Genomic DNA, 21353 nt, shown 5'->3' with positions numbered 1-21353 from the left:
TTAAAATCAACATGTCGGAAACAAAGCTACATGTCTGAAACAAGACTACTGCGCCAACAGGCGAACCACCCGCACCAGCGCAGGCGACGCCATAATGGCGATAATCGGCGGCAGGATCAGCGCCATCAGCGGCACGCTCAACTGCGCAGGAAGCTTGCCCGCTTTCTCTTCCAGACTCAGAATCAGCGTCTTGCGGCTTTCATCCGCGATCGTGCGCAGTGCCTGAGACAGCGGCGTACCGTAGCGTTCTGCCTGAATCAGCGTCGCCACCATGCTTTCAATCTCACTGACGCGGGTACGCTCCGCCAGATGTTTCATCGCCAGCGTACGATCCGACAGGATCTGCAATTCTGCGGCGGTGTAGTGCAGTTCGTCCGCCATTTCCGGTGAAGACAGTCCCAGTTCTTTCGATACCACCTGCAACACGCGCCCAATCGGCAGACCGGCTTCGGCACAGACCACCATCAAATCCAGCGCATCTGGTACCGCGCGCGCCAGCTTTTCGCCCCGGCTTGCCGCACGCCATTTCAGCCACCACTCCGGCACCATGGTACCGACAAAGAAACCAATCAATCCCGCCGCAACGCCTGTCAGCCCCGCACGATCAGCGGGCGGTAACCAGCCCCACACCAGCGCGATAGCAAGCAGCGCTCCGGCGGCAAATTTCCCCATCACTAACCAGCCCACCGCTTCGTTGCGGCGGATCCCAGCCAGATCCAGCAGGCGGCGCAGATTGCGGCGATCGCGTTCCGATCCCGACAGACGCTCGCCCTGTGTGGCCAGCGGCTGCAACAGCTTTTCCAGCAGGGGAGATAATGTCGTTCCCTGGCCTCTCAGGATGTTTTCCTGAGAGGCCGCCTCTATAGAGGCCGTGGGCAAATGCCCGCGCATGCGAATTTCCAGTTGCTTGTATTGCTGCGTTTTATGCTGCATACGTGCCAGATAAATCCCCGCCACCATCAACACGAGCGCCAGTAACAGTAAAGGGTCGTCAAATATCGTCATGAATGGCTCTCCCTTACCCTATCCGTTTGACCATAACGTGCGTGATTAACATACCGACCGAGACGCTACACAAGGCGTAAACCAGTACCATCGTGCCTACCGGATCGGAGAACAAGAAGCTGAAATCCTCCGGTGATTTCATATACAGATAGGCCAAACAGCCGGGAAACAGCGCGGCGACAATCTTGGCGGATGCCCGCGCCTCGGACGTCTTGGATTGCACTTTGAGTTGCAGCTCGCGACGTTCACGCAGCGTGGCAGACAGACGCTCCAGCGTTTCGCCCAGTCGTCCACCGGCTTCCTGATTGATGATCAGAATCACCACGAAAAAGCGATACTCAGACATCGGCACCCGCGTGGCCGAGGCCTGAATCACCTGACGCAACGGAATACCGAGCCGCAGCCAGTGATCGATCGTCTTGAATTCATTTGCCAGCGGCCCGGCCAGGTGTTCAGCGACAATCGCAAACGTATTCGCAACGGGCACACCGGCACGACAGCTGCGGGTAATGGCATCAATCGCTTCCGGCAGGCTCTCGCGCAGTGCTTTCAGGTGCTTCTGCAACGTCGAGCGGAACAGCAGCAAGCCGATACTGATAAACAGCAGCAGCGTAAATACCAGCCCCATCGTGAGCGGCAGCAGCGTACGCTGTCCCAGAATCATGCCGAGGATCAGGCAGACTGCCGCCAGCGCCAGAGAACGCTGAAGCAGGTTCTTTTTCCAGCCGATGAACGTCATCTGCGCCCAGAGGATCGCCAGCCAGCGCCCAATGACAGGAATGCCCATCAGCGGCGTTTTGATCTCGTCACGCAGAATGGAATCAGACGCCACCACTGCCGCCGACGGGCTAACCTCGTTCAAAATCTGCTGCCAGCGCTGTTCACGCTGCGTGCGCTGCTGCCGCGATTTTCTCCAGGCGTTAACCGCCAGAAGCAGCATCAGCACGCTGCAAAACACCAGCAGCGTAATCAGGTTCAGACGTGCGTCACTCATCGGCGTCTCCTTCGTCCCTTACTGCGCATCAAACAGGTGCGATTTATCGCTGTAGAACTGCGGACGCTGGATGTGCTGCACATATTCCCCCGTCAACAAACCCTGTCCATCCATCCCCTGAATGTTGAAGCTGAACAGATCCTGAAGCTGGATGACTTCGTTCTCCATGCCGCACACTTCGGTGATGGAGACCACGCGACGCATACCGTCGCGCATACGTTCGATCTGCACGATCAGGTGAACCGCGCTGGCGATCTGACGGCGGATCGCCATCAGCGGCAGCTGCATATTCGCCATCATCACCATGTTTTCCAGACGCTGTATCGCATCACGCGAGGTATTGGCGTGCACCGTACACAGCGATCCGTCGTGGCCCGTGTTCATCGCCTGCAACATGTCAAAGCTCTCGCCGCCGCGCACCTCCCCCAGAATGATACGGTCAGGGCGCATACGCAGAGCGTTACGCATCAGATCGCGCTGATCGACGCGGCCGGTGCCTTCGGCGCTGACAGGACGGGTTTCCAGCCTGACCACATGTTCCTGCTGCAATTGCAGTTCGGCGGCATCTTCGATGGTGATGATGCGGTCGGTACTGCCGATCTTCTGCGACAGCGCATTCAGCAAGGTGGTTTTCCCCGCGCCCGTTCCGCCGGAAACAATGACGTTGACGCGCGCCTGCATCGCTTTGTTCAGGACGTCCGCCATCGCGTAGGACATGCAGCGGCGCTCTGCCAGCATTTCCAGCGACAGGTTGCGGCGCATAAATTTACGGATCGAGATCGTGGTGCCGTCGATCGCCAGCGGATACGTGATGACGTTGACGCGGCTACCGTCCGGCAGACGGGCATCCACCATCGGGCTGGCTTCGTCGATACGGCGCCCGACTGCGGCAGCAATGCGCTGCGCGGTGTTAAAGACATGTTCTTCATCAATGAAGGTAATCGGCGACAGCTCCAGTTTGCCGAAACGCTCGACAAACACCTGACCGGCACCGTTGACCAAAATATCGTTGACCGTGTCATCCGACAGCAGCGGCTGGATCGGCCCGATCCCGGTCATTTCATCCAGCATTTCGGCGGCGATGGCTTCCTCTTCCTGCCGGGAAAGCTGCAAGCGCTGCTCATCACAGATGCGGCGGATCACCGTTTCGATCTGCACCAGCAGCTTGTCACGCCCCATCATCGCCGCTTTACCTGCGTCGATCTGATCGTAGAGCTGTGCGCGGATAATCCGGCGCTGGCTGGTCCGGTTGTCCGTCTGGCGGGCTGCCGATGCAGATCCAGAAGACGTGTTCGCCGCAGGCTGTGTGCGGTTCTCCGCAGCCGGACGTGTTTTCAGTTCTGCCACGTTGGCAGCAGGCGCAGGCTGAGGCGTGCTTTTTCCTGCTTCGCTTTTTTGCAGGTTATTCTTGCGAATCAACATAATCCTGAACCTCAAAAAACAGTCCGTAACCCTAAAATAGTCCGTTCATCTTTGAAAAACGGCGCACGCTGAACATCATCAGGCGCGTTTTAACCAACGTGAGAACCAGCGTTTTTCCGCCGGTCTGGCGCGCACGCCGCAGGCCAAATCGACCAACTGGCGCAAGCCCTGCTGGAAAGCAGGCGCCGCAGCCAGATTCAGCGCGCCGAGCGTCAGGCTCTGCGACAGCGCGTGACCCGCATTCGGCAGCACGACATCAATCTTCCGGCCGGTAAACTGTTCAAACTGATCGCGACTGAGCGGCGCGGCGGTGGCAAAGCGGCTCTGGTTATGCACCAGCAACAGGCGTTGCCCTTCGCTTTCATCACCGATCTCATTCAGCACACGCCGTACATTGCGGGCATCCTGAAGCGTCAACTCCGTCACAATAATGCGCAGATCCGCGTAAGTCAGCACGTCCAGCGCCCCAGTCGGGTAGCTGCTGGGCAGATCCCAGATCACCTGATTGAACATGCGACACAGCGCGCCACCGAGGTTCAGCACGTTATCCACCTCAACCGGACTCAACTCACCCAACTCTGGCTTCTGCGCCAGCAAGTGCAGGCGGGTATCCACGCGCAGCATGGCGCGCTGTAATAGTCGGGTATCCAGTTCTTGCGTCTCCAGCACGGCAGCCAGCCCCGCGTCATCGGTTTGCCCTTGCAGCAGCAGTTGGTCGCCGTTACGGCGGTCAAAATCCACCAGCGCGACGGGCAAATGACGCTCGCCGGACAGCAGGCGGCTTAGCCCCATCGCCACGGTACTTGCTCCACTGCCGCCGCTGGCGCCGACAACCGCAATCGTCCTGCCCATGCGGGCATATTCCGGCCCAGCCTGTTGGCCTTCACACTTCGCCAACGTTGCCGCCAGCAAATCCAGCGTGAACGGCTTCACCAGATAGTCCACCACGCCAGCCTGAAGCAGCGCGCGGTATAAGCCGACATCCTGCTCTTTGCCGATAGCAATCACCTGGCTGGTGGGGCCGCAGACGCTCAGCAGCTCTTCCAGCGCGGGAAGCGGCCAGTGCTCTGTCTCCAGATCCACCAGTAAAATACGTGGCGGGACGTTCAGTTCGCACCATTGACGAGCGGCAGTAATACCACCGGACATCACCGGAACATCGGGCTGTTTCAGGCGGGTGAAGAGATCGCTGATATCGGCCACATCGCGTGCATCATTGGCAAACGCCACCAGCGGTAGCGCCAGTTCTTCACCATCGTTAGGGGTAATTTCACTCATGGAATGTCACGCTCTTAATCTTCTTCAAAGTTAATGTCGATGAGCTCTTTCACTTCACCTGAGTGATAGCGTTCGATGCTATTGACCGCCGCGACGCCATCCGCATCGTCCAGCGCTTTCGCCTGAATCAGATCGCGTGGTTCAGCTACCATCATCGCCAGATTGTTTTGCGTGGCACAGCCGAGAGAACCAATGGCTTCATAAGGCTTCACCATCAGTTGATTAGGGTCATTGATCGTGCAGCGGGTGGTTTTGACCACCAGCGCTTCGGAGATCACTTCCAGATCGCCGTTCTGACCACTCGCGGTAGAGCGGCGCATCTGTTTCACGTTCTGTGGATTCGCGCCGGCATTTTTCAGTACGGTCGCCAATCGCCCGGCCATCTGCTCACCGCTCGCACTGTGCGGAATCAGCGTCAGCGTCTGTGCCGATAACCGCCCCTGATCCTTCAACATAATATTGAGCTGCTTCAGAGACTCAGGCAGAAACCCGCGCCCGTTTGGCGCGGCCAATAACGGCACGGACACCGATGAAGGCTGGACGGCGATGGGTTGAAGCCCCGGTTGATCAAAACGAGCCATACGTACATCGTTAATCGGCTTATTCCATCCGCATCCTGCAAGCAGAAAAACGGCGGTAAGCATCGCTACGCGCAGGTGCAGCGGGCGGAACGGAGGCTGATTGTTGTTAATCGTGGTCATATTCATTGCCCCTCGTGGACTTAGTAGAGATAGCCGACAGATGCAGAGCGCGGCATGGAGGCATCCAGCATTTTCACGCCTTGCCCCGGCGTCTGGAGATCGCCCGCATTAACTGGCTCAACCACATAGGCGGTCGCGATAATCACCAGTTCCGTTTCTTCCTGGCTGGTGGCTTCGCTTTCAAACAGGCGACCAAACATCGGGACGCTACTGAGCCCCGGCACGCCGTTGATCGTCTGGCTACCCGCACTACGCAGCATCCCAGCCAGCGCAAAGCTCTGTCCGCTAGCCAGCTCTACCGTGGTATCCGCACGACGTACCGTTAAGGCAGGAATGCGCGATCCGCCTTCCAGCTGTACGGAACCCACATCCGTGAGTTCGCTGACTTCCGGCGCAATGTGCAGGCTGATGCGATTGGCAGACAGCAGCGTCGGCGTCATACGCAGAATCACGCCGTAGGATTTGTAATCGATGCTGACGCTGTTATTGGTGACCAGGACGATCGGCACTTCGCCACCCGCGGCAAACGCCGCCGTTTCCCCGGACATCGCCGTCAGATTAGGTTCAGCCAATACCGTTGCCATGCCCTGTTGATTCATGGCGGTTAATAATCCACTCAATCTGGAGCGTCCGAAGTTCAGGAAACCCGCATCCGTTGGGTTAGAAAACCGTCCGGTCGTGGCATTAAACAAGTTCAGACGCGATCCGCTGCCCGCGCTCATGTTGCCGCTACCGGTGCTCAACGATGCCGCCCAGTTGAAGCCCAGTTCACTGGTCAGCTTGCGAGAGACTTCCACAACACGCACCTGAATATTGATTTGCGAAGGCGTTTTGATTTTGAGCTGATTGATCACCTTGCCGGACGTTTCGCTGGAACCCGGCAATTTCTCGCCACCGCCTCCACCGCCGCCTTGACCACCACCGGAAGATGCACTGATGTAAGCTTGTATGCTGTCGATGACGCGCTTGGCATCCTGCGGGGTATCAACGCTACCGCGTACAATCACACCGCTCGGAATCGAGGCTTCCAGTTGGATATCCGCACCGGGGAATTCACGCTTCATGCGTTCACCCAGCGCTTTCAAATCATGCTCGGACACCAGGCGAATCGCGTTGATGACATTGCCATTTTCATCCATCGCATAGAGCGTGGTAGTGCCGACGCTTTTGGCGTAGACAAACAGATTACCCGGTGAAGGCAGTTCAAAACTGGCGATATTCGGATCGGCCACCAGCACGCTGTCCGGCAGCGCATTGAGATGTAACAATCGTCCCTGATTCACGGTCAAACGCACTTCATCCGTGACAGGGGCAACAGAGACGCCAGCAGCCAGCGTAGCCACAGGCAACATCATCGTCGTCAGCGTGACAGGCAATACCGCATTAAAGAGGCTAGCGGTCAGCAACCGTTTGCACGTACCCCGAAAGTCCGATTTCAAAAACAGCGAAAACATCGTCATTTACTTAATTTCCGTAATGGGCTTCATTTTTCCATGAGCAACTCGCGGCTCCCCGCGGGCTGTCAGATGGCGTACTCGTCTTATCGGGAGGGGAACGTCACCACGTCTTTTTGCTCAGCGCGATAGATTTTCACTTTGCGTTCACCAGATCCTGCTGATAGCACCCCGTAGATATCGGTCGCGCGCGGAACCGTGGTCACATGGGGTCGCCCTGTCGCGGGATCGACCTCATCATCCAAATCGGCACTGCGTAGCGCCAAATGCAGAATGCCCAGTTCTTTGGCAACGGCGAGTTCTTCAGCCTGCTGAGGCGTCACTTCCAGCGTAACGGTTTGGTAGGTGGCAGGACGGGAGCGCACGGCGGGCTCACGGCTTTTAGCCGTGGCATCAAGCGCCGCGCCATCTTCCATCGCATCCAAACGTGGGTATACCGGCGTACCGGTTCTGTCATTCAGCGCCAATACGCGTAAATCGCGAACGATGGTTTGTGACGCCAACAGTGGCATCACGACAGGCTGGTTACGGCTTGCGGGTAGCTCAGACTGATCGTCTCGCCTCATGCTGAGGATCACATCAACACGATCGCCAGCCGACACTAGTCCGGCATTGCTCGCGATAGCGCTTGTAGGAACGGAGATAGCCCGCATCCCTTTACGCAACACAGCGGCGACAAAGCCCGGCTCATTTGGCTTAACCAATACATTACTGGTCAGCGGCGCACCTTCCGCCACGGTTTCACGCAGCGTTGCGCCCAGCAGCAGAGACTGGCTGTCTTTGCCACGAACAAAGTTAAATGATCGGGAAACCGATTGATCTGTCTCCTGCCAGCGCAGTGAGGCAGGATCAATGAAATCACCAGGATGAAGATCTCTCGCAGCCACCAGAACAGCCGTTTTTTCCGGCGCTTTCACCACTACAGGAGGTGGCGGAGGGGGTTCCGAAGAGAGATGGCTACGTACCACCAGCGCAACAATGCCTGCCAGAACGAGCGCGCCTGACAGTACGTATGTAGAGTTCACTTTCATTTCAACTTGCCTACCCTAGCGTGTGCGTCTTAAAGCTGCGACAGAATTAAAACAAGGGAAAAATCAGGACATACATCGCACCGAACGCAATGGCGACGCCGTAAGGTATGCCTTGAGAAAGATCGGCGGGCAATGCAGGTGGCATAGGCAACCGACTCTTGAATATCCGGTTGGTGGTTTGAATGCCCATCGCCACCGCTGTGGGTACAGTATTCAGCAGCGGCAGGCTAAGCGCCAAAACACCGCCAGCCAGCGCCGTTACCATGACGAAAACGATCTGGTGCCCCTGCCCAACCCACAGGCACAGCACGCTCATCAGCTTCACATCCCCTGCACCTAGTCTGCCGGTGAGGAAAAGCAAAAACCCCACAACCAGTACTGCCGCCGCGCCAGGCAACGCCCAAAGCGTTTTCCGTAGTGCCAACATATCTACCGCACCGGATTGCAGGACGTGTGAAGCGCTGAAGAACAGCCAGCCCAGCAATAAAATCAGCACCACCCGATTGGTAATTTTGCGTACTAACAGGTCGGTACTGATACACCACAGCAGGCAGCCCATCAGCAGCGCCGTCTGCGGCCAGTGCGTGTAATCCGCCATTACGTGATTATTTCGCTGCGCCGGAGGTACCGCCGCTGGTGCCCGTGCCGGTAATCTGATCGGCGATTTGGGTGAATTTCTCATTCAGCGCTTTCACGAAGATACCGTCGCCGCCGAAAATAGCGCCAATTGCTGCCGCCATTGCCGCCGCAAGAATGCCGTATTCGATCGCCGTTACACCGCTCTCGTCACGCAGGAAAGAACGCAGTTTTGCTTTCATATTTTTCATGGGAAGAGCCTCTAATCCGCAGCCAAAGAAATCATGGCCTACTCGGGAATTCGGGGGAGCCATGATGATAATAAAATTAATAATGAGACTTATTATCAAGCGCCGCAAGCAGCAGAACATTAATATTCGTTAATCTTTTCATACAAAAAATTATCAATAAAAATCAATTATTAACATGATTTTCGTTACAGGAAAAATTAATAAATATTCATGTTTTTTGCAGGGATATTCATAAAAATTGAGAAAGGCGAGTGATGGTAAACGGGGAAAAATCACCCGTCATGCGCCTGTTCATCGTACGAAAAAACGCATTAACAGCGATTAAGGCACAGATAGACGTTCAAACCCGGTTCAGAGGAGTCCAGATACAGTTTGCCGCCGTGCAGATCGGTAATCGCCTGAACCAGAGACAACCCCAACCCATAGCCGGACTGAAACCAGGGATCCAACCGCTGAAAACGCTGTAGCGCCTTAGCATGAAGCGCAGGCGGAATACCCGGACCACGGTCAGCAACGCTCAGCGCGATCCAGCCGCGATACAGCGTCACGCTCAAGGTGATGTATTTCCCCTGCGCCGCGTATTTCAGCGCGTTCTCCACCAGATTGGCCAGCGCCTGAAACAGTAGCGCCCGGTCGCCAAAAAGCTGGATACCGGCTTTGATTTCAATTTTCAGCCGACAGCCGCGTTCTTCCGCCAGCGGCTGATAATACTCGGCAATTTCTTCCAACAGTTGGCGTGCCTCAATATTCTCAAACTGGTGCACGCAGCGTCCGCTTTCGATTTCGCCGATGCGCATCACGGTACGGAACAGCCCGAGAATTTTGTGCACCTCATCCACCGCCAGATTCAACTCATCACGAACGTCGTTATCCAGCACTGCCCGCTCCGTCAGGTTGAACAACCGGTTTTGCAGATGCGTCAACGGCGTACGCAGTTCATGCGCGACGTGACTTGAGGTATTACGCACCTGCTCCATCAGGCGCTCAATCCGTTCCAGATTCTGATTAATGTCAGCGCTCAGGCTGTCAAAATCATCGTCATAAGGCGACAGTGGCATACGCACCTGCTGCTCGCCGCTGCTGTAGCGATGCAGCGCCGCACGGATTTTCTCCACGCTGCGTAAACTGCGTAAGCTGAAATGGCGGCTGACGAACAGGCAGAAAAGCAGCACGATAAACAGTCCTGCCCCCGCCACCAGCGGGATCGTCCTCACCCGTTCTAACATGGGCCGAATGTTATAGGCGGTAAACAGCACGCCCCCATCATCCAGCATGACGGACAAACCGATCAGATTGGGATCGTCTGGACTGGAAATTTCGGCCTTAAGGCAGCTGACATCCATCCGGCAGTCAGTGTGCTGCCGCATTTCCAGAGGATGGATATTGAGAGGAAGTGCCTGTAGAGAAGACGTTTTCAGAGGATGCAGTTTTAGAGAATGATTGTGATACAGAATATCACCGTCTTTATTCATCACCAGAAACAGCGGTAATTCATCCCCTTTCGCCCGATTATCCTGGCGTAATTGTGCGATCAGGCTATCGGCATTGGTTAAACGCGACTGCATCGAGTAATCGTAAATATTACCCAGAATAACTTCACGGACATGCGTTCTAATCAACGTTTCACTGAGTGAACTGAAGCCGACAATACACATCAGCATCATCAATAAGAACAGAAAAACAATGGTTATTGCCTGACGAAAATTAGAGGTGCATAAAAAGCCGGGATATTGGCTTGCCCCCAGTAATTGCCAGTGTTTTATTTTTACCTGCCATCGCTGCCCCAGCTTCTTTATTTTTATTTTATTCAGCGTGGCTGCCAACATCGGTTTTGTCCTTATCTACCGTGCCTAATGCGTAGCCCATCGCTCTTAACGTTTTAATTAATGGACGCGGAAAGCCTTTATCAATTTTCGCCCGCAGCTTTGACATATGAACGTCGATCAAATTGGTCTGTGGATCAAAATTGTAGCCCCATACACGCTCTAACAGCATGGTGCGCGTAATCGCCTGACCTGGATTCTCCATCAATATAATCAGTAACTTGATTTCTTTATCGGTCAAATCGATACGCTTGCCGCCGCGCCATGCAACGCGTTGCATACGGTCAAGTTGCAGGTCTTCAAAAGTCAGCATGGAAGGGTTATCCGCATGGCGTTTACCGCGCCGCGCCATAATATCCAGACGTAACCTAAGCTCATTAAAATTAAAAGGCTTGCCGAGATAATCTTCTGCACCGAGCTCTAAACCCATCACCCGATCGACATCACGATCCAGCGCCGAGAGCAACATAATAGGCGGATGACGTGAGCCTTGTAATTCACGTAATACCGTAAATCCATCCATGATGGGTAACATTCTGTCCAAGAGAACGACATCATAAACTTCATCCTTGATTGCTTTTAATGCGTGTGCGCCATCATGCACCATTCGGCAAGAATGGCCGTGGGAATGTAATTTAGACCCCAGCCAATGGCACAGCACAGAATCATCATCAACCACTAATACACGCATAAATTTCCCCTATAAACGTGGCTTATTACCTAATTAATTCAGGGTTAATGTCCGTTTATTTTTTATCAGATCCTTCAAACAGCCATTCACCCCACACGGTGTTGATACCGTGCAGGCCGTTTTCTACTTCTATACTCGTCATACTTCAAGTTGCATGTACGTTGGCTGCGTTCACTCACCCGAATCACTTACTTATGTAAGCTCATCGGGATTCCTTCTCTTGCCGCCTTCCTGAAACTTGAATTATTTAGAGTATAAACTTGCTATTTATGGCTTTTCTGCCTCTAAGAAAAGTCCTACAGATAATAACAATCATTATCATTTAGTGACAAGCAGTTTACAATCACCTGACGTTGTTCTTGAAACAGGCGCATAAAAAACATCCCCATCGCTTACGCCATGGGGATGTTGAGGAAGGAAAAAGAAGAGAAAGAAATCAACGTGGTAACAAGGATCGCCTCACCGCGTCTTACTCATTTTCGATCAAGAGCGCTTCCATAAGATCGAGATCGCGTAGCATTTTTTGCAAAGTTTCATTGCTGATCTGCTGCGTGGCACGCAAGTGGTACAGTTCTGCACGTTCAGAATTCAGCGCGGTCAGACGAAAACGCCGCTCCAGATTCTCAATCAGCAGGCCATTTTCAGGATCGTCTTTATCGATTAGCCGCCGGCGCAGATTACCGATAACGCGTGCGCTGACTTCTTTCAGCACCTGCTCATCAATGTTTTCCTCACGATCGGCCGCCAGACGCTCCTCCATTTTGTGCATACTTTTAATCGCGACTTCTGCCACCGCCATACGCGCCATGCGAATTTCTTTAGCGTGCGCCGCCTTGTCCGCCACTACCACACCGCGTAGCAAAAACGGCAAGGCCAGCACCCCACACAGCAGAGAAAACAAAATCACGCCCGTGGCGATAAACACCAACTGATAGCGCGAGGGAAACGCCGTGCCGTCCGTCAGCAGCAGCGGAATAGATAGCACACCCGCCAGCGTAATCGCTCCGCGTACACCAGCAAAGGACGCGATCCACAACTCGCGCGTAGAAAACTCGGCGAAGATCATCGGGCGCTTTTTCTGGATGTGCATGCTGTATCTTTTCATCACCCACAGCCAGCAGAAACGCAGCAGCAACAGAGCACCATAGATGATCGCGATATCGGTAAACAGCATCCAGGTTTCAACCGTCGGGTCCAGCTCCGCCTGGGTCACCGAGGTTTCCAGAATATCCGGCAATTGCAGGCCCAGCATGATAAACACCATGCCGTTAAACACGAATTCCAGCATCGACCACACGCCGTTTGCTCGCAACCGCATCGCAAGGGGGGCACTACGGATGACGCCCGACTGGCCGATGGTCATCCCTGCCGCCACCGCCGCCAGAATGCCCGACACGCCAATGTGTTCCGCAATCAGATACGATGCGAAAGGCAACAGCAGCAGCAGCACGATTTGCGTCGCGGCATCATCACCGCTCCAGCGGCTGATAACACGCAGCGATTTACCAAATATCCAGGTCACGCCAACGCCCGCCAACAGCCCACCCAGCGCAACCTGCATGAACTCCAGCGTCGCACCGGAAACCGTAAACACCATCGTACCCATCGCAATCGCGACAGCAAATTTTAGCGACACCAGGCCGGACGCATCGTTCATCAACGCTTCGCCCTGCAAAATGCCCATCAGTTTTTTCGGAATACGATCTTCACCCACAATGCCAGACAGCGCGACAGCATCCGTTGGTGACAGCACGGCGGCCAGCGCGAAAGCCGCAATCAGCGGCATGCCCGGCACCATCCAGTAGATGAAATAGCCGATGCCCACCACAGTAATTAGCACCAGAACCAGCGCCAGACCAATAATTTCCCGACCGTGCCGCAGAAACTCACGCGTCGGCGTTTTCCAGCCATCGGCAAACAGCAGCGGCGGAATGAAGAGCACCATAAACAGCTCAGGATTGAAATCAACGTGCAAACCGAACTGGGGCCAGGCAAGAATGGCACCAAGCGCAATTTGCATTAAAGGTAGGGGAATTTGAAAAGGTAAAATGCGGGTAATCACCCCGGACAGAGATACCACCAGGGTCAAAATAAGAATCGTAAAAAATATTTCCATGCTTTCCTTAGATGTACTCCTAAGTCAAAAAATTCTGCCTGTTAGCGAGCAAACTGCCCTTCCATATTTAACGCATTTAGTCCGGTATGAAAATGGATTTCTGGCCGAAATCGAAATTAATAACAACATTGATTATCACACAAGTAACATCAACCCAAAGCCAATAAAAGGGCACATAAAATCGTGTTTGGCGTGAGAAATGATAAGGAAGAGAAAGAGGAAGGAAAAACGAGGAATCACAGACCTTCTGGACGGTGCCAGAAGGTCTGTTGGAAGGGATTACAGCGCCCAGCCGCCTGCGTAGAACACCACCAGTGCGACAGCGATAATGACGGTGCCGATGTTCAGCTTACGCCATTCGCCAGCACAAATGCGGCCTAATACCAGGGCGCCAAAGCCCAGCATGATACCGGTCACGATGTTACAGGTCAGTACGATGAATACGGCACAAACCAGACCGGACATCGCATCCACGAAGTCATCAAAGTTCAGTTTGGAGACGTTGCCCAACATCAGCAGACCAACGTACATCAGCGCAGGTGCGGTGGCATAGCCAGGCACCAGATACGCTAATGGAGAGACAAAAAGCAGCAGCAGGAACAGCACACCCACGACGGTTGCCGTTAAGCCCGTTTTACCACCAGCCGCCGTACCCGCCGCCGATTCGATGTAGACCGCCGCAGGCGACGTCCCGACCAGGCTGGAGAAAATGCTGCTCACGGAATCTGCGGTCAGCGCTTTACCACCGTTGATGATTTGCCCGTCTTTATCCAGCAGGTTCGCCTGTCCGGCTACGGCACGGATCGTGCCAGTGGCATCGAACACGGCAGTCATCACCAGCGCCAGCACGCTCGGCAGAACCATCGGCTGCAATGCACCCATGATATCCAGACTGAAGATCAGCGACGAACCGTCAGCCGCCGTCAGGCTTGGCAACGCAAAGAAGCCAGCATATTTTACCTTCGGGTCAAAAATCAGCCCCAGAATAGAGATCGCGATGATAACCAGCAGAATACCACCCGGTACGCGACGCTTCTCTAAACCGATGGTCGCCGCCAGCCCCAGCAGAGACATAATGACGGGAAAAGAGGTGAAATCACCCAGCGCGACTGGCAAGCCATCAATCGGGTTTTTTACCACCAGACCCACACCGTTAGCGGCAATAATCAGCAGGAACAGACCAATACCAATCCCCGTTCCGTGCGCCACGCCCATCGGCAGATTACGTAAGATCCAGGAACGGATGCCTGTGACGGAAATGATGGTAAACAGCACGCCCATCAGGAAGATCGCTCCCAGCGCCACGGGAATACTGATTTGTTGCCCCAGCACCAGACTGAACGCGGTAAACGCCGTCAGTGAAATCGCACAGCCAATCGCCATCGGCAGATTAGCCCACAACCCCATCAGCAGCGATCCCAGCCCGGCGACCAGACAGGTTGCCACAAACACGGCCGCAGGCGGGAAGCCGGCCTTGCCCAGCATACTCGGCACCACAATCACCGAGTAAACCATCGCCAGAAACGTCGTCAGACCCGCTAATACTTCCTGACGCACATTACTGCCGCGCTGTGTAATTTTGAAAAAAGCATCAAGCGTGCCCTGCGAGCCAGCCTGACGAGTGGTGTTTGACATGGTGGTATCCCCTGAAATGCCATTATTATTTACGATCAATTTGACCGGTTCCTGCGGCCTTGCTCCGCAAGCGCACCAACCTCACTGGCGCACCATGAACCGTATGGCCCCGCACGCAAACGATTAACTCGCTGAATGCAAAACCGGAAAACGTTGTCTTATCAAGACATTGATGTATAGAAACGTTGCTATATCAAGACACTGCTGTATCAAAACAGGCTGTATTAAAACAAGCTGGATAAACGGTGCCTGGCAATGTGAAACGCGTGATTATCCCGCTTCACCCGCGCTTATTTCAACTGCTAATCGAGACAATTTACCTATCTCACTTAATCTGTCCGATAAGGCAGCGCTCGGCTAGTACGGGCCGCGTTCAAGCAGGCAATTCGCTGAAAACGCGTCAGTATGAAGAAAAAGCAGAAAAGGTTTTTAGACGAAAATCAAAACAGCGGTTTATTCCTCACAAACTGATCGTTCATTTTTTTGTGATTCTCATCACAAAAAAGTTGACCACTCGTATCAGTGCGAGTATTCTTAAAAACGTGAACAGCATCACAGAAAAACAATCAACTAACAATGAGGAAATGACCATGAAACTGCTGAACAAAATCATCGCTATGTTTGAAAACATCAACATCAACTTTGGTACTTTCAACCAATAATTATTTAAGAATCGTGGGGATAAAAAAGATGCGCGTTGTCCGCAAAATCAATCAAATATTAAAAGCGTTGGGCAAAACCTATCGCGGTGTTAACCCCCACGCTATCTTCCGTTAATCGTACTTAAGTACGTTAACCACCCTAAAATGGCTGCCATCTGGTAGCCATTTTTGTTTTACACGATGCGTAACTGGCTCTGCTCACCATACCGTGATAGCGCAGAAGCGCCATCCGATATCACACGTGTTTATGCCATCAGGCGTAGAGCGAGACTTCCCCGGCCGGTCGCGTTTTAAAACGACGATGCAGCCAGAGATACTGCTCAGGCGCCCGCATGATTTCCTTCTCAACCACCTTATTCATATAACACGCCGCAGCCTGTTCATCGTGATAAGGATAATCCTGCAATTCGGGCTGAATCACCAGTTGATAGCCAGAAGCATCGGGCTTGCGAATCAGCACTGTCGTCATCATCGCCGGTTTTGCCAGACGGCTTATCGTATACGTGCCGCTGGTCGTCGCCGCATTTTTCACCGCAAAGAACGGGGCAAACACGCTGCCTTTAGGGCCATAGTCCTGATCGGGTGCGAACCATACCGCTTCACCACGTTTCAGCGCTTGCACCATGCCACGCAGATCTTTACGGTCGATCATTGCCTTGTTCGAACGAGAACGCCCCCAGGTTTGTACCATTTCCATCGCTTTATTATTGTGCGGACGGTACATCGCCATCATTGGTCGACATAGCCCCATCGCCCTGCCGCCCAGTTCCAACGACATAAAGTGAATACCAATCACCATTATGCCCTGACCTTTTGCCGTGGCGTGGTGTAAATGTTCCAGTCCCGAAACATCAAACCAGTGACGTACACGGCGATCGGACCAGAACCAGGCCATGCCGGTTTCGACCAATGCCATACCGAGCGAAGCAAAGTTGCTATCGATCATCGCTTCTCTTTCGTCGCCAGAGATCGTAGGGAAGCACAATTCAAGGTTGCGTCTGGCAATCGACACCCGACGTTTGAGAAAAACGCGGGACAGGCGACCCGCATTGCTCCCGATTTTCATCAGCAGCGGGTAAGGAAGTTGAACTAATAAAAACAGCACGCCAAGGCCGAACCAAGTCGTCCAATAGCGCGGGTGGAGTAATGCCCTGGTAAATGTTTGCTTAATTTTCATGATACTCGTCTTTAAGTGATTAACAGCGTACCGCATAAAGAGTCGTTCTTATCGCGCTACATCTATCATGACACTTATTTATAGGAATCGTTTTATCTGTGTGGAAAACTGCTTCTGACCGTTATCACGCATGAGGTTAAAAAGCAGGATAAACATGCTGATAACACAGAGGGAATGTTGAGCAATCGATGAGCAGTTGACGGCAACAGCATCATACCCGATTCGCTCTTAATAAAGGAGTGGTAGGACAAGAAATATTCGCAATATCACGTAGTCTAACGCTAACATCCTGGCATATGTCAAAAAAACGCTTAACGTCCTGACGCGAAGAACAGGCCGATGACAAGTAACAATATAATCAAGGACTTGATGGAAAATGACGTTTTCTCTCTCTCACCGCCTCACTGCGCTCGCAGCGCTTATCGCGGGAATCCCTGCTTTGGCGTTGGCTACAACGCTTGCAGATAGCACTTTCTCTCATAAAGACTGGGAAGTGGTCTGTGATAACACGCTGACGTGCCGGGCCGCCGGTTACTCGTCAGAAGAACAGTACGCAGGAGAAGAGAAGGATGTTCCTGGCGTCTCACTGCTTCTTACACGTCATGCCGGGCAAAATACGCCAATAACGGCCGAAGTCACACTGGCTGAGGTATACAACGCGATCCCTAAAGGCACCACACTTACGTTGACGCTTAACGGCGCGGATAAAGGTGTGCTCACCTCAACCGGAGACAATCTCTGGCAGCTCAATGAGAAGCAAATTGCCGTCGTATTACAGGCCCTGAAAGGAAGCGGAAAAGTGGCTTTTCGTCACAATGGCGTCGTTTCTGAACTGTCTGGTGTTGGTGCCTATGCGGTGCTGTTAAAGATGGATGAGAAACAAGGTCGTATCGGCACAACGGACGCCATCACCAAAAAAGGAAATAAAAGTAGTGCGTTATCTGCCATCGCAGCCCCCGTCATCTACGCAGCAGTCACGAAGCAGGAACCATCACGGAGTCTGGCAGACGCAGAACAGCTGGCTATCCAGCCCAAATTGCTTAAAACACTAAATGGCGACTGCGATAGATTGCAGCCGCAAGATGGTCAACAAGCGGAACCCATTGAGCTTACCCCCCTGAATGACAACCTGTCCCTGCTCAGCACTCTTTGCTGGCGCGCAGCGTATAACGAAGGCTACGCCTACTGGGTCATCGATAACGCCATGCAGACGCAACCGCAGCTCGTGACGACAGATGGCACAGATTACGAAAACGGTGAAATTACCTCTGTGCATAAGGGGCGTGGACTTGCGGACTGCATGAGCTATGACGCCTGGACATGGGATGGCAAAACATTCCAGCAAAGCAGTGTATCAACCACTGGTTCATGCCGCATGATCCAACTCGGTGGCACCTGGGATTTACCTAGCTGGACAACAACCGTGGTGAAACCGGGTAAATGACAGAAATTGAGGTCACTCGCTGACCTCAAATTCACTCATGGGAAAAGCTGTCGAGGAAGACTAAAAACGCGCCTGCCTTAACTAAACAGAATCAGTCCAGCAGCGTTGTTCCATAGGAATTATCAATGGTGCAAAGCCAGTTCCCATCAGCGTCTTTCCTGAACACATAGGTCGCTCGCCGGGTTGTTGTGACAATACTGCCCTGCTCATCTGGGTAATGCAGAACGGTTTCCATGATAACTAAAGCGTCTCCACCGCCCTCGATGACCTGCATATTGCCTTGCTCAACAACTAATTGATTTTTAAAATAATCAGCAATAGCGACAAATGCTTTTCTTATCTCCTCTTTACCTCTCGCAACCATGCCTGGCTTGATAACAAGTGCGGCATCCTCGGCGTAATAATTCATCAGAGCATCAAAATTTCGCTCAGAAATTGCTTTATCACAGGCCTCAATAATTTCGCATATCGGATGTGGTTTCATAAGCATGGCCTCTGTGAAATGGCGTAAAAACCCAATAAGGAATAACACACAACCCTATGATAATAGAGATGTTATTCATAATAATCTCTTGTATTCAGATTACGAGAAAATTCTGCTTATGAATGCTCTGCTTTTTTCGAGGATTACTTTATACGCACATTCTATACACTCTGATGTATACATTTTGATAGACGAGTTTTTTCCTAACCGATCGAAAAATAAAGCAAGATATTGATATTAATGAATTTAATGTACTTAAGTAGATACAGAGAGGGGAATAATTGGAGCGAGTGAAGGGAATAGAATAAAAAACATAAGACCATGTAATTATTACAATTTAATGTATTAAAAAAGTACTTTACTCATATTTCTATACACATCTATTTCTTCTTTCTCACCGCACTGCTACTGAAATTCGGCTGTAGTTTAATGTCTTGCTGCAACCGAGCAATCTGTTTGCTTACAAGACAAAAACAGACAGTCTACTCGCGTACTCTTGACACCAGAGTACGCAAGTAGACACCAGTAGACGTCATCCATCTTTGTGTTTAAACTATAACCAAGTCTCTTCACTCCATGAGGGCAGAATATGATTACACATTCGCCGCACACTATCGCCAACAGAACCGAGCGTATCGGGCGTTTTTCTGTACCCGGCGTTTTGGGTGATTTTGAAGTGAGAAGCATGAAAAACCGTAAAGAACGGCAAGTACTTATGGTGCTACGTTCAGACTGGGAAAATACGCCAACTTATTCAAAAGTGAAGCCAGTTGTTGAGGTGACCATTGAAAAAAATGGGCAGACGATCCCTGTTAATCAAGCTTCTCTTTGGCATGACTTGAAAAATTTGAATGTAAATTTCTCTCAACGCGCGTTGGAGTCCTTTTTTACTCAGTCGAGCCACATGCATCAATGTCGCCAAATTTGATAGCTGAACACGATAAAACCTTATACTGGCCGGATTCTATCGATATGGATTCCGGTCATTTTGTTTGGTTGCAATTTACCAGCAAGAGTGGCAGACATTACCGTGCTTTGCTTGAAGATTACCACAATGAAATGGCAATACTTTATGTTAAGGATGAACTATCCGACGAACATATAGCCAGTTATGTATTATCTTTCGAGTTAACGCCACCGCTTGATTTAGGTACCCGCATTCCTCAAGTTGAGTCGGCCTACGTTGATGCTGACTATCAGTTAGGCGGTGTATCAACAGCTGTATATAAAACGATTATCGAGCACTATGGCGCGGTGATTAGTGATACACACCAAACAGAAGCAGGAATGCTACTTTGGTTATTCGGTATCCCTAAGGAAAGTAGCCTTGAGATCACCCTCCTAACCGTAGTCGATGGCAAACTGGAATTTAAAACCAACGCAACTGGTGCAAGATACGTGTACCAAGGTGATATCCAGGCAATGCAGGCTGTAGCCGATACCATTTGGGGCAATCCTGATAATGTAGAATTATCCGACCCCATAAGTTTGGGCTTTCATCCCACATGGCATGATCGAAGCGATCACGTTCTTATCGCCACAAAGATAGATACTTAGTCGGCATTTATGGTTTTTTTAGCAAAAAAAACAGCTTTCCATTCACCCACCCCAAATAAACACTCACACGACAAAATCGGCGCTACACCGCACCCGCCTGCGGTTTTCGGATCATAAAAATTTTTCAGTTTTCTTTTTCTACAAACCAACCCGCCAGCCCGCGCCGTTGCTGGGCTTGTGCGTTCCGGTGCCAACTGAAATCATTGAAAGAAATTTCAGCTTTTTTCAGTTTTGCCGTTTTTGTCGGTTTTGAAACCCGCAAAAAATTACGCTATCTCTTTGAATTTAAAGACTCGGTATTATTTTATGTGGCGTGGTGAAAAAAATCAGGTAGGAAAATGAACGTGCCACCGTTCCGGCAATCCCTTGCCGGACGGGGCTTACAGACGAGTAGTGATGTTGGCATAACTGAAAAAATGAGAACGGCCAATACGGCGTTACGCGTTTTATTTTTCCCCGACTTTACGCCGCACCACAACCAGAGAATTTTCCGGTTCGTCCACAGCTTCGGCCTTTTTGTCGTCCTCCTGCGCCTGGTTCAGCATGTCGATCATGTCTTTGCGCTTCTCCGGGGCGATCCCGTCTATCACGCCTTTAATAATATGCCCGTGGGTTTTGGCGCTGGGGCTGAGGGTATGTGAGAACGTCATATTCATCACGAACGTATGCCCGCATTCCACATCCGCACAGGCGCAGTAAATATCTGAGATATGCGGGTGCTTACGGTGAGTTTTCTTCACCGTGGCCACTGTGCCGCATTCCGGGCAGTAAACACGCATTATCCTCATGTCGCTCACTCCTTCCATTCTGTTAACCCCGCCCGCCAGAAATAAAGCCCTAACGGACGGCCATTCTTATGGTGTTTCTCTTCTCTGCGCGTGGATACAGCGGTTACAGTGGTTACACGATTGATATAAAAGGATTTTTACTGTAACCACGCCGTTTTCACTACTGGTGACAGCGGTTACAGGTCGTATTTTGTAACCACTGTCACCACAGGCTATTTATTCATGGTGACAACACCAGCCCTTGTCCTGCCTGCTTGTCACCGC

At 52.1% G+C, this 21353-nt stretch carries 20 protein-coding genes; 4 read left to right on the top strand and 16 right to left on the bottom strand.

Features of this window, described 5'->3' with window-relative positions; genetic code table 11:
• Positions 1-45: 45 nt before the first annotated feature.
• From LCF41_RS03870 to LCF41_RS03810, 13 genes are all read right to left on the bottom strand, one after another.
• Entirely contained in the window at positions 46-1005 is a 960-nt protein-coding gene (locus tag LCF41_RS03870; protein ID WP_225086962.1) for a type II secretion system F family protein, read from the bottom strand.
• A gap of 13 nt (positions 1006-1018) precedes the next feature.
• On the bottom strand, positions 1019-1999 hold the full coding sequence (locus LCF41_RS03865; protein ID WP_225086961.1) for a type II secretion system F family protein: 981 nt from the start codon (positions 1997-1999) through the stop codon (positions 1019-1021).
• An 18-nt stretch (positions 2000-2017) separates the two neighbouring features.
• A complete protein-coding gene (locus LCF41_RS03860; RefSeq protein WP_225086960.1) occupies positions 2018-3421 on the bottom strand; it encodes a TadA family conjugal transfer-associated ATPase in 1404 nt (467 codons plus the stop codon).
• Positions 3422-3499: 78 nt separating this feature from the next.
• Positions 3500-4699, bottom strand: coding sequence for a CpaE/TadZ family protein (locus LCF41_RS03855; RefSeq protein WP_225086959.1), 1200 nt, complete (start codon positions 4697-4699; stop codon positions 3500-3502).
• A 14-nt stretch (positions 4700-4713) separates the two neighbouring features.
• Positions 4714-5400, bottom strand: a complete 687-nt coding sequence (locus LCF41_RS03850; protein WP_225086958.1) for a CpaD family pilus assembly protein — start codon at positions 5398-5400, stop codon at positions 4714-4716.
• 20 nt (positions 5401-5420) lie between these two features.
• On the bottom strand, positions 5421-6860 hold the full coding sequence (locus tag LCF41_RS03845; RefSeq protein WP_225086957.1) for a type II and III secretion system protein family protein: 1440 nt from the start codon (positions 6858-6860) through the stop codon (positions 5421-5423).
• 80 nt (positions 6861-6940) lie between these two features.
• Positions 6941-7885, bottom strand: a complete 945-nt coding sequence (cpaB, locus tag LCF41_RS03840; RefSeq protein WP_225086956.1) for a Flp pilus assembly protein CpaB — start codon at positions 7883-7885, stop codon at positions 6941-6943.
• Positions 7886-7931: 46 nt separating this feature from the next.
• Entirely contained in the window at positions 7932-8483 is a 552-nt protein-coding gene (locus LCF41_RS03835) for an A24 family peptidase (RefSeq protein ID WP_225086955.1), read from the bottom strand.
• 7 nt (positions 8484-8490) lie between these two features.
• A complete protein-coding gene (locus LCF41_RS03830; protein WP_010295686.1) occupies positions 8491-8712 on the bottom strand; it encodes a Flp family type IVb pilin in 222 nt (73 codons plus the stop codon).
• A gap of 311 nt (positions 8713-9023) precedes the next feature.
• Positions 9024-10538, bottom strand: coding sequence for a sensor histidine kinase (locus LCF41_RS03825; protein ID WP_225086954.1), 1515 nt, complete (start codon positions 10536-10538; stop codon positions 9024-9026).
• Positions 10516-11226 carry a response regulator transcription factor gene (locus LCF41_RS03820; protein WP_225086953.1) on the bottom strand — a complete coding sequence of 237 codons (711 nt, stop codon included), beginning with the start codon at positions 11224-11226 and terminating at the stop codon, positions 10516-10518. The genes LCF41_RS03825 and LCF41_RS03820 overlap by 23 nt, the downstream gene beginning before the upstream one ends.
• A gap of 469 nt (positions 11227-11695) precedes the next feature.
• Entirely contained in the window at positions 11696-13342 is a 1647-nt protein-coding gene (locus LCF41_RS03815) for a Na+/H+ antiporter (RefSeq protein WP_225086952.1), read from the bottom strand.
• 279 nt (positions 13343-13621) lie between these two features.
• Positions 13622-14977, bottom strand: coding sequence for an NCS2 family permease (locus LCF41_RS03810; protein WP_225086951.1), 1356 nt, complete (start codon positions 14975-14977; stop codon positions 13622-13624).
• 245 nt (positions 14978-15222) lie between these two features.
• Between LCF41_RS03810 and LCF41_RS03805 the strand changes: the two genes are divergently transcribed.
• Positions 15223-15639, top strand: coding sequence for a hypothetical protein (locus LCF41_RS03805; protein ID WP_225086950.1), 417 nt, complete (start codon positions 15223-15225; stop codon positions 15637-15639).
• A 253-nt stretch (positions 15640-15892) separates the two neighbouring features.
• Here the strand turns inward: LCF41_RS03805 and lpxP are convergent, their stop codons facing one another.
• Positions 15893-16816 (bottom strand): kdo(2)-lipid IV(A) palmitoleoyltransferase, encoded by a 924-nt coding sequence (gene lpxP, locus LCF41_RS03800; protein WP_225086949.1) that lies wholly within the window; start codon positions 16814-16816, stop codon positions 15893-15895.
• 376 nt (positions 16817-17192) lie between these two features.
• Between lpxP and LCF41_RS03795 the strand changes: the two genes are divergently transcribed.
• A complete protein-coding gene (locus LCF41_RS03795) occupies positions 17193-18260 on the top strand; it encodes a DUF1176 domain-containing protein (protein ID WP_225086948.1) in 1068 nt (355 codons plus the stop codon).
• Positions 18261-18351: 91 nt separating this feature from the next.
• Here the strand turns inward: LCF41_RS03795 and LCF41_RS03790 are convergent, their stop codons facing one another.
• Entirely contained in the window at positions 18352-18744 is a 393-nt protein-coding gene (locus LCF41_RS03790) for a YybH family protein (protein ID WP_225086947.1), read from the bottom strand.
• A 589-nt stretch (positions 18745-19333) separates the two neighbouring features.
• On the opposite strand from LCF41_RS03790, the gene LCF41_RS03785 reads away from it, so the two are divergent.
• Positions 19334-19672 (top strand): hypothetical protein, encoded by a 339-nt coding sequence (locus LCF41_RS03785; RefSeq protein ID WP_225086946.1) that lies wholly within the window; start codon positions 19334-19336, stop codon positions 19670-19672.
• 44 nt (positions 19673-19716) lie between these two features.
• Positions 19717-20301, top strand: coding sequence for a hypothetical protein (locus LCF41_RS03780; protein ID WP_225086945.1), 585 nt, complete (start codon positions 19717-19719; stop codon positions 20299-20301).
• Between the two features lie 446 nt (positions 20302-20747).
• Here LCF41_RS03780 and LCF41_RS03775 read toward each other — a convergent pair whose 3' ends face one another.
• On the bottom strand, positions 20748-21089 hold the full coding sequence (locus tag LCF41_RS03775) for an Ogr/Delta-like zinc finger protein (RefSeq protein WP_225086944.1): 342 nt from the start codon (positions 21087-21089) through the stop codon (positions 20748-20750).
• Positions 21090-21353: the final 264 nt, after the last annotated feature.

It is taken from the genome of Pectobacterium colocasium, from assembly GCF_020181655.1.
Lineage (GTDB): Bacteria > Pseudomonadota > Gammaproteobacteria > Enterobacterales > Enterobacteriaceae > Pectobacterium > Pectobacterium colocasium.
This window is presented reverse-complemented; position numbering and strand designations above follow the sequence as displayed.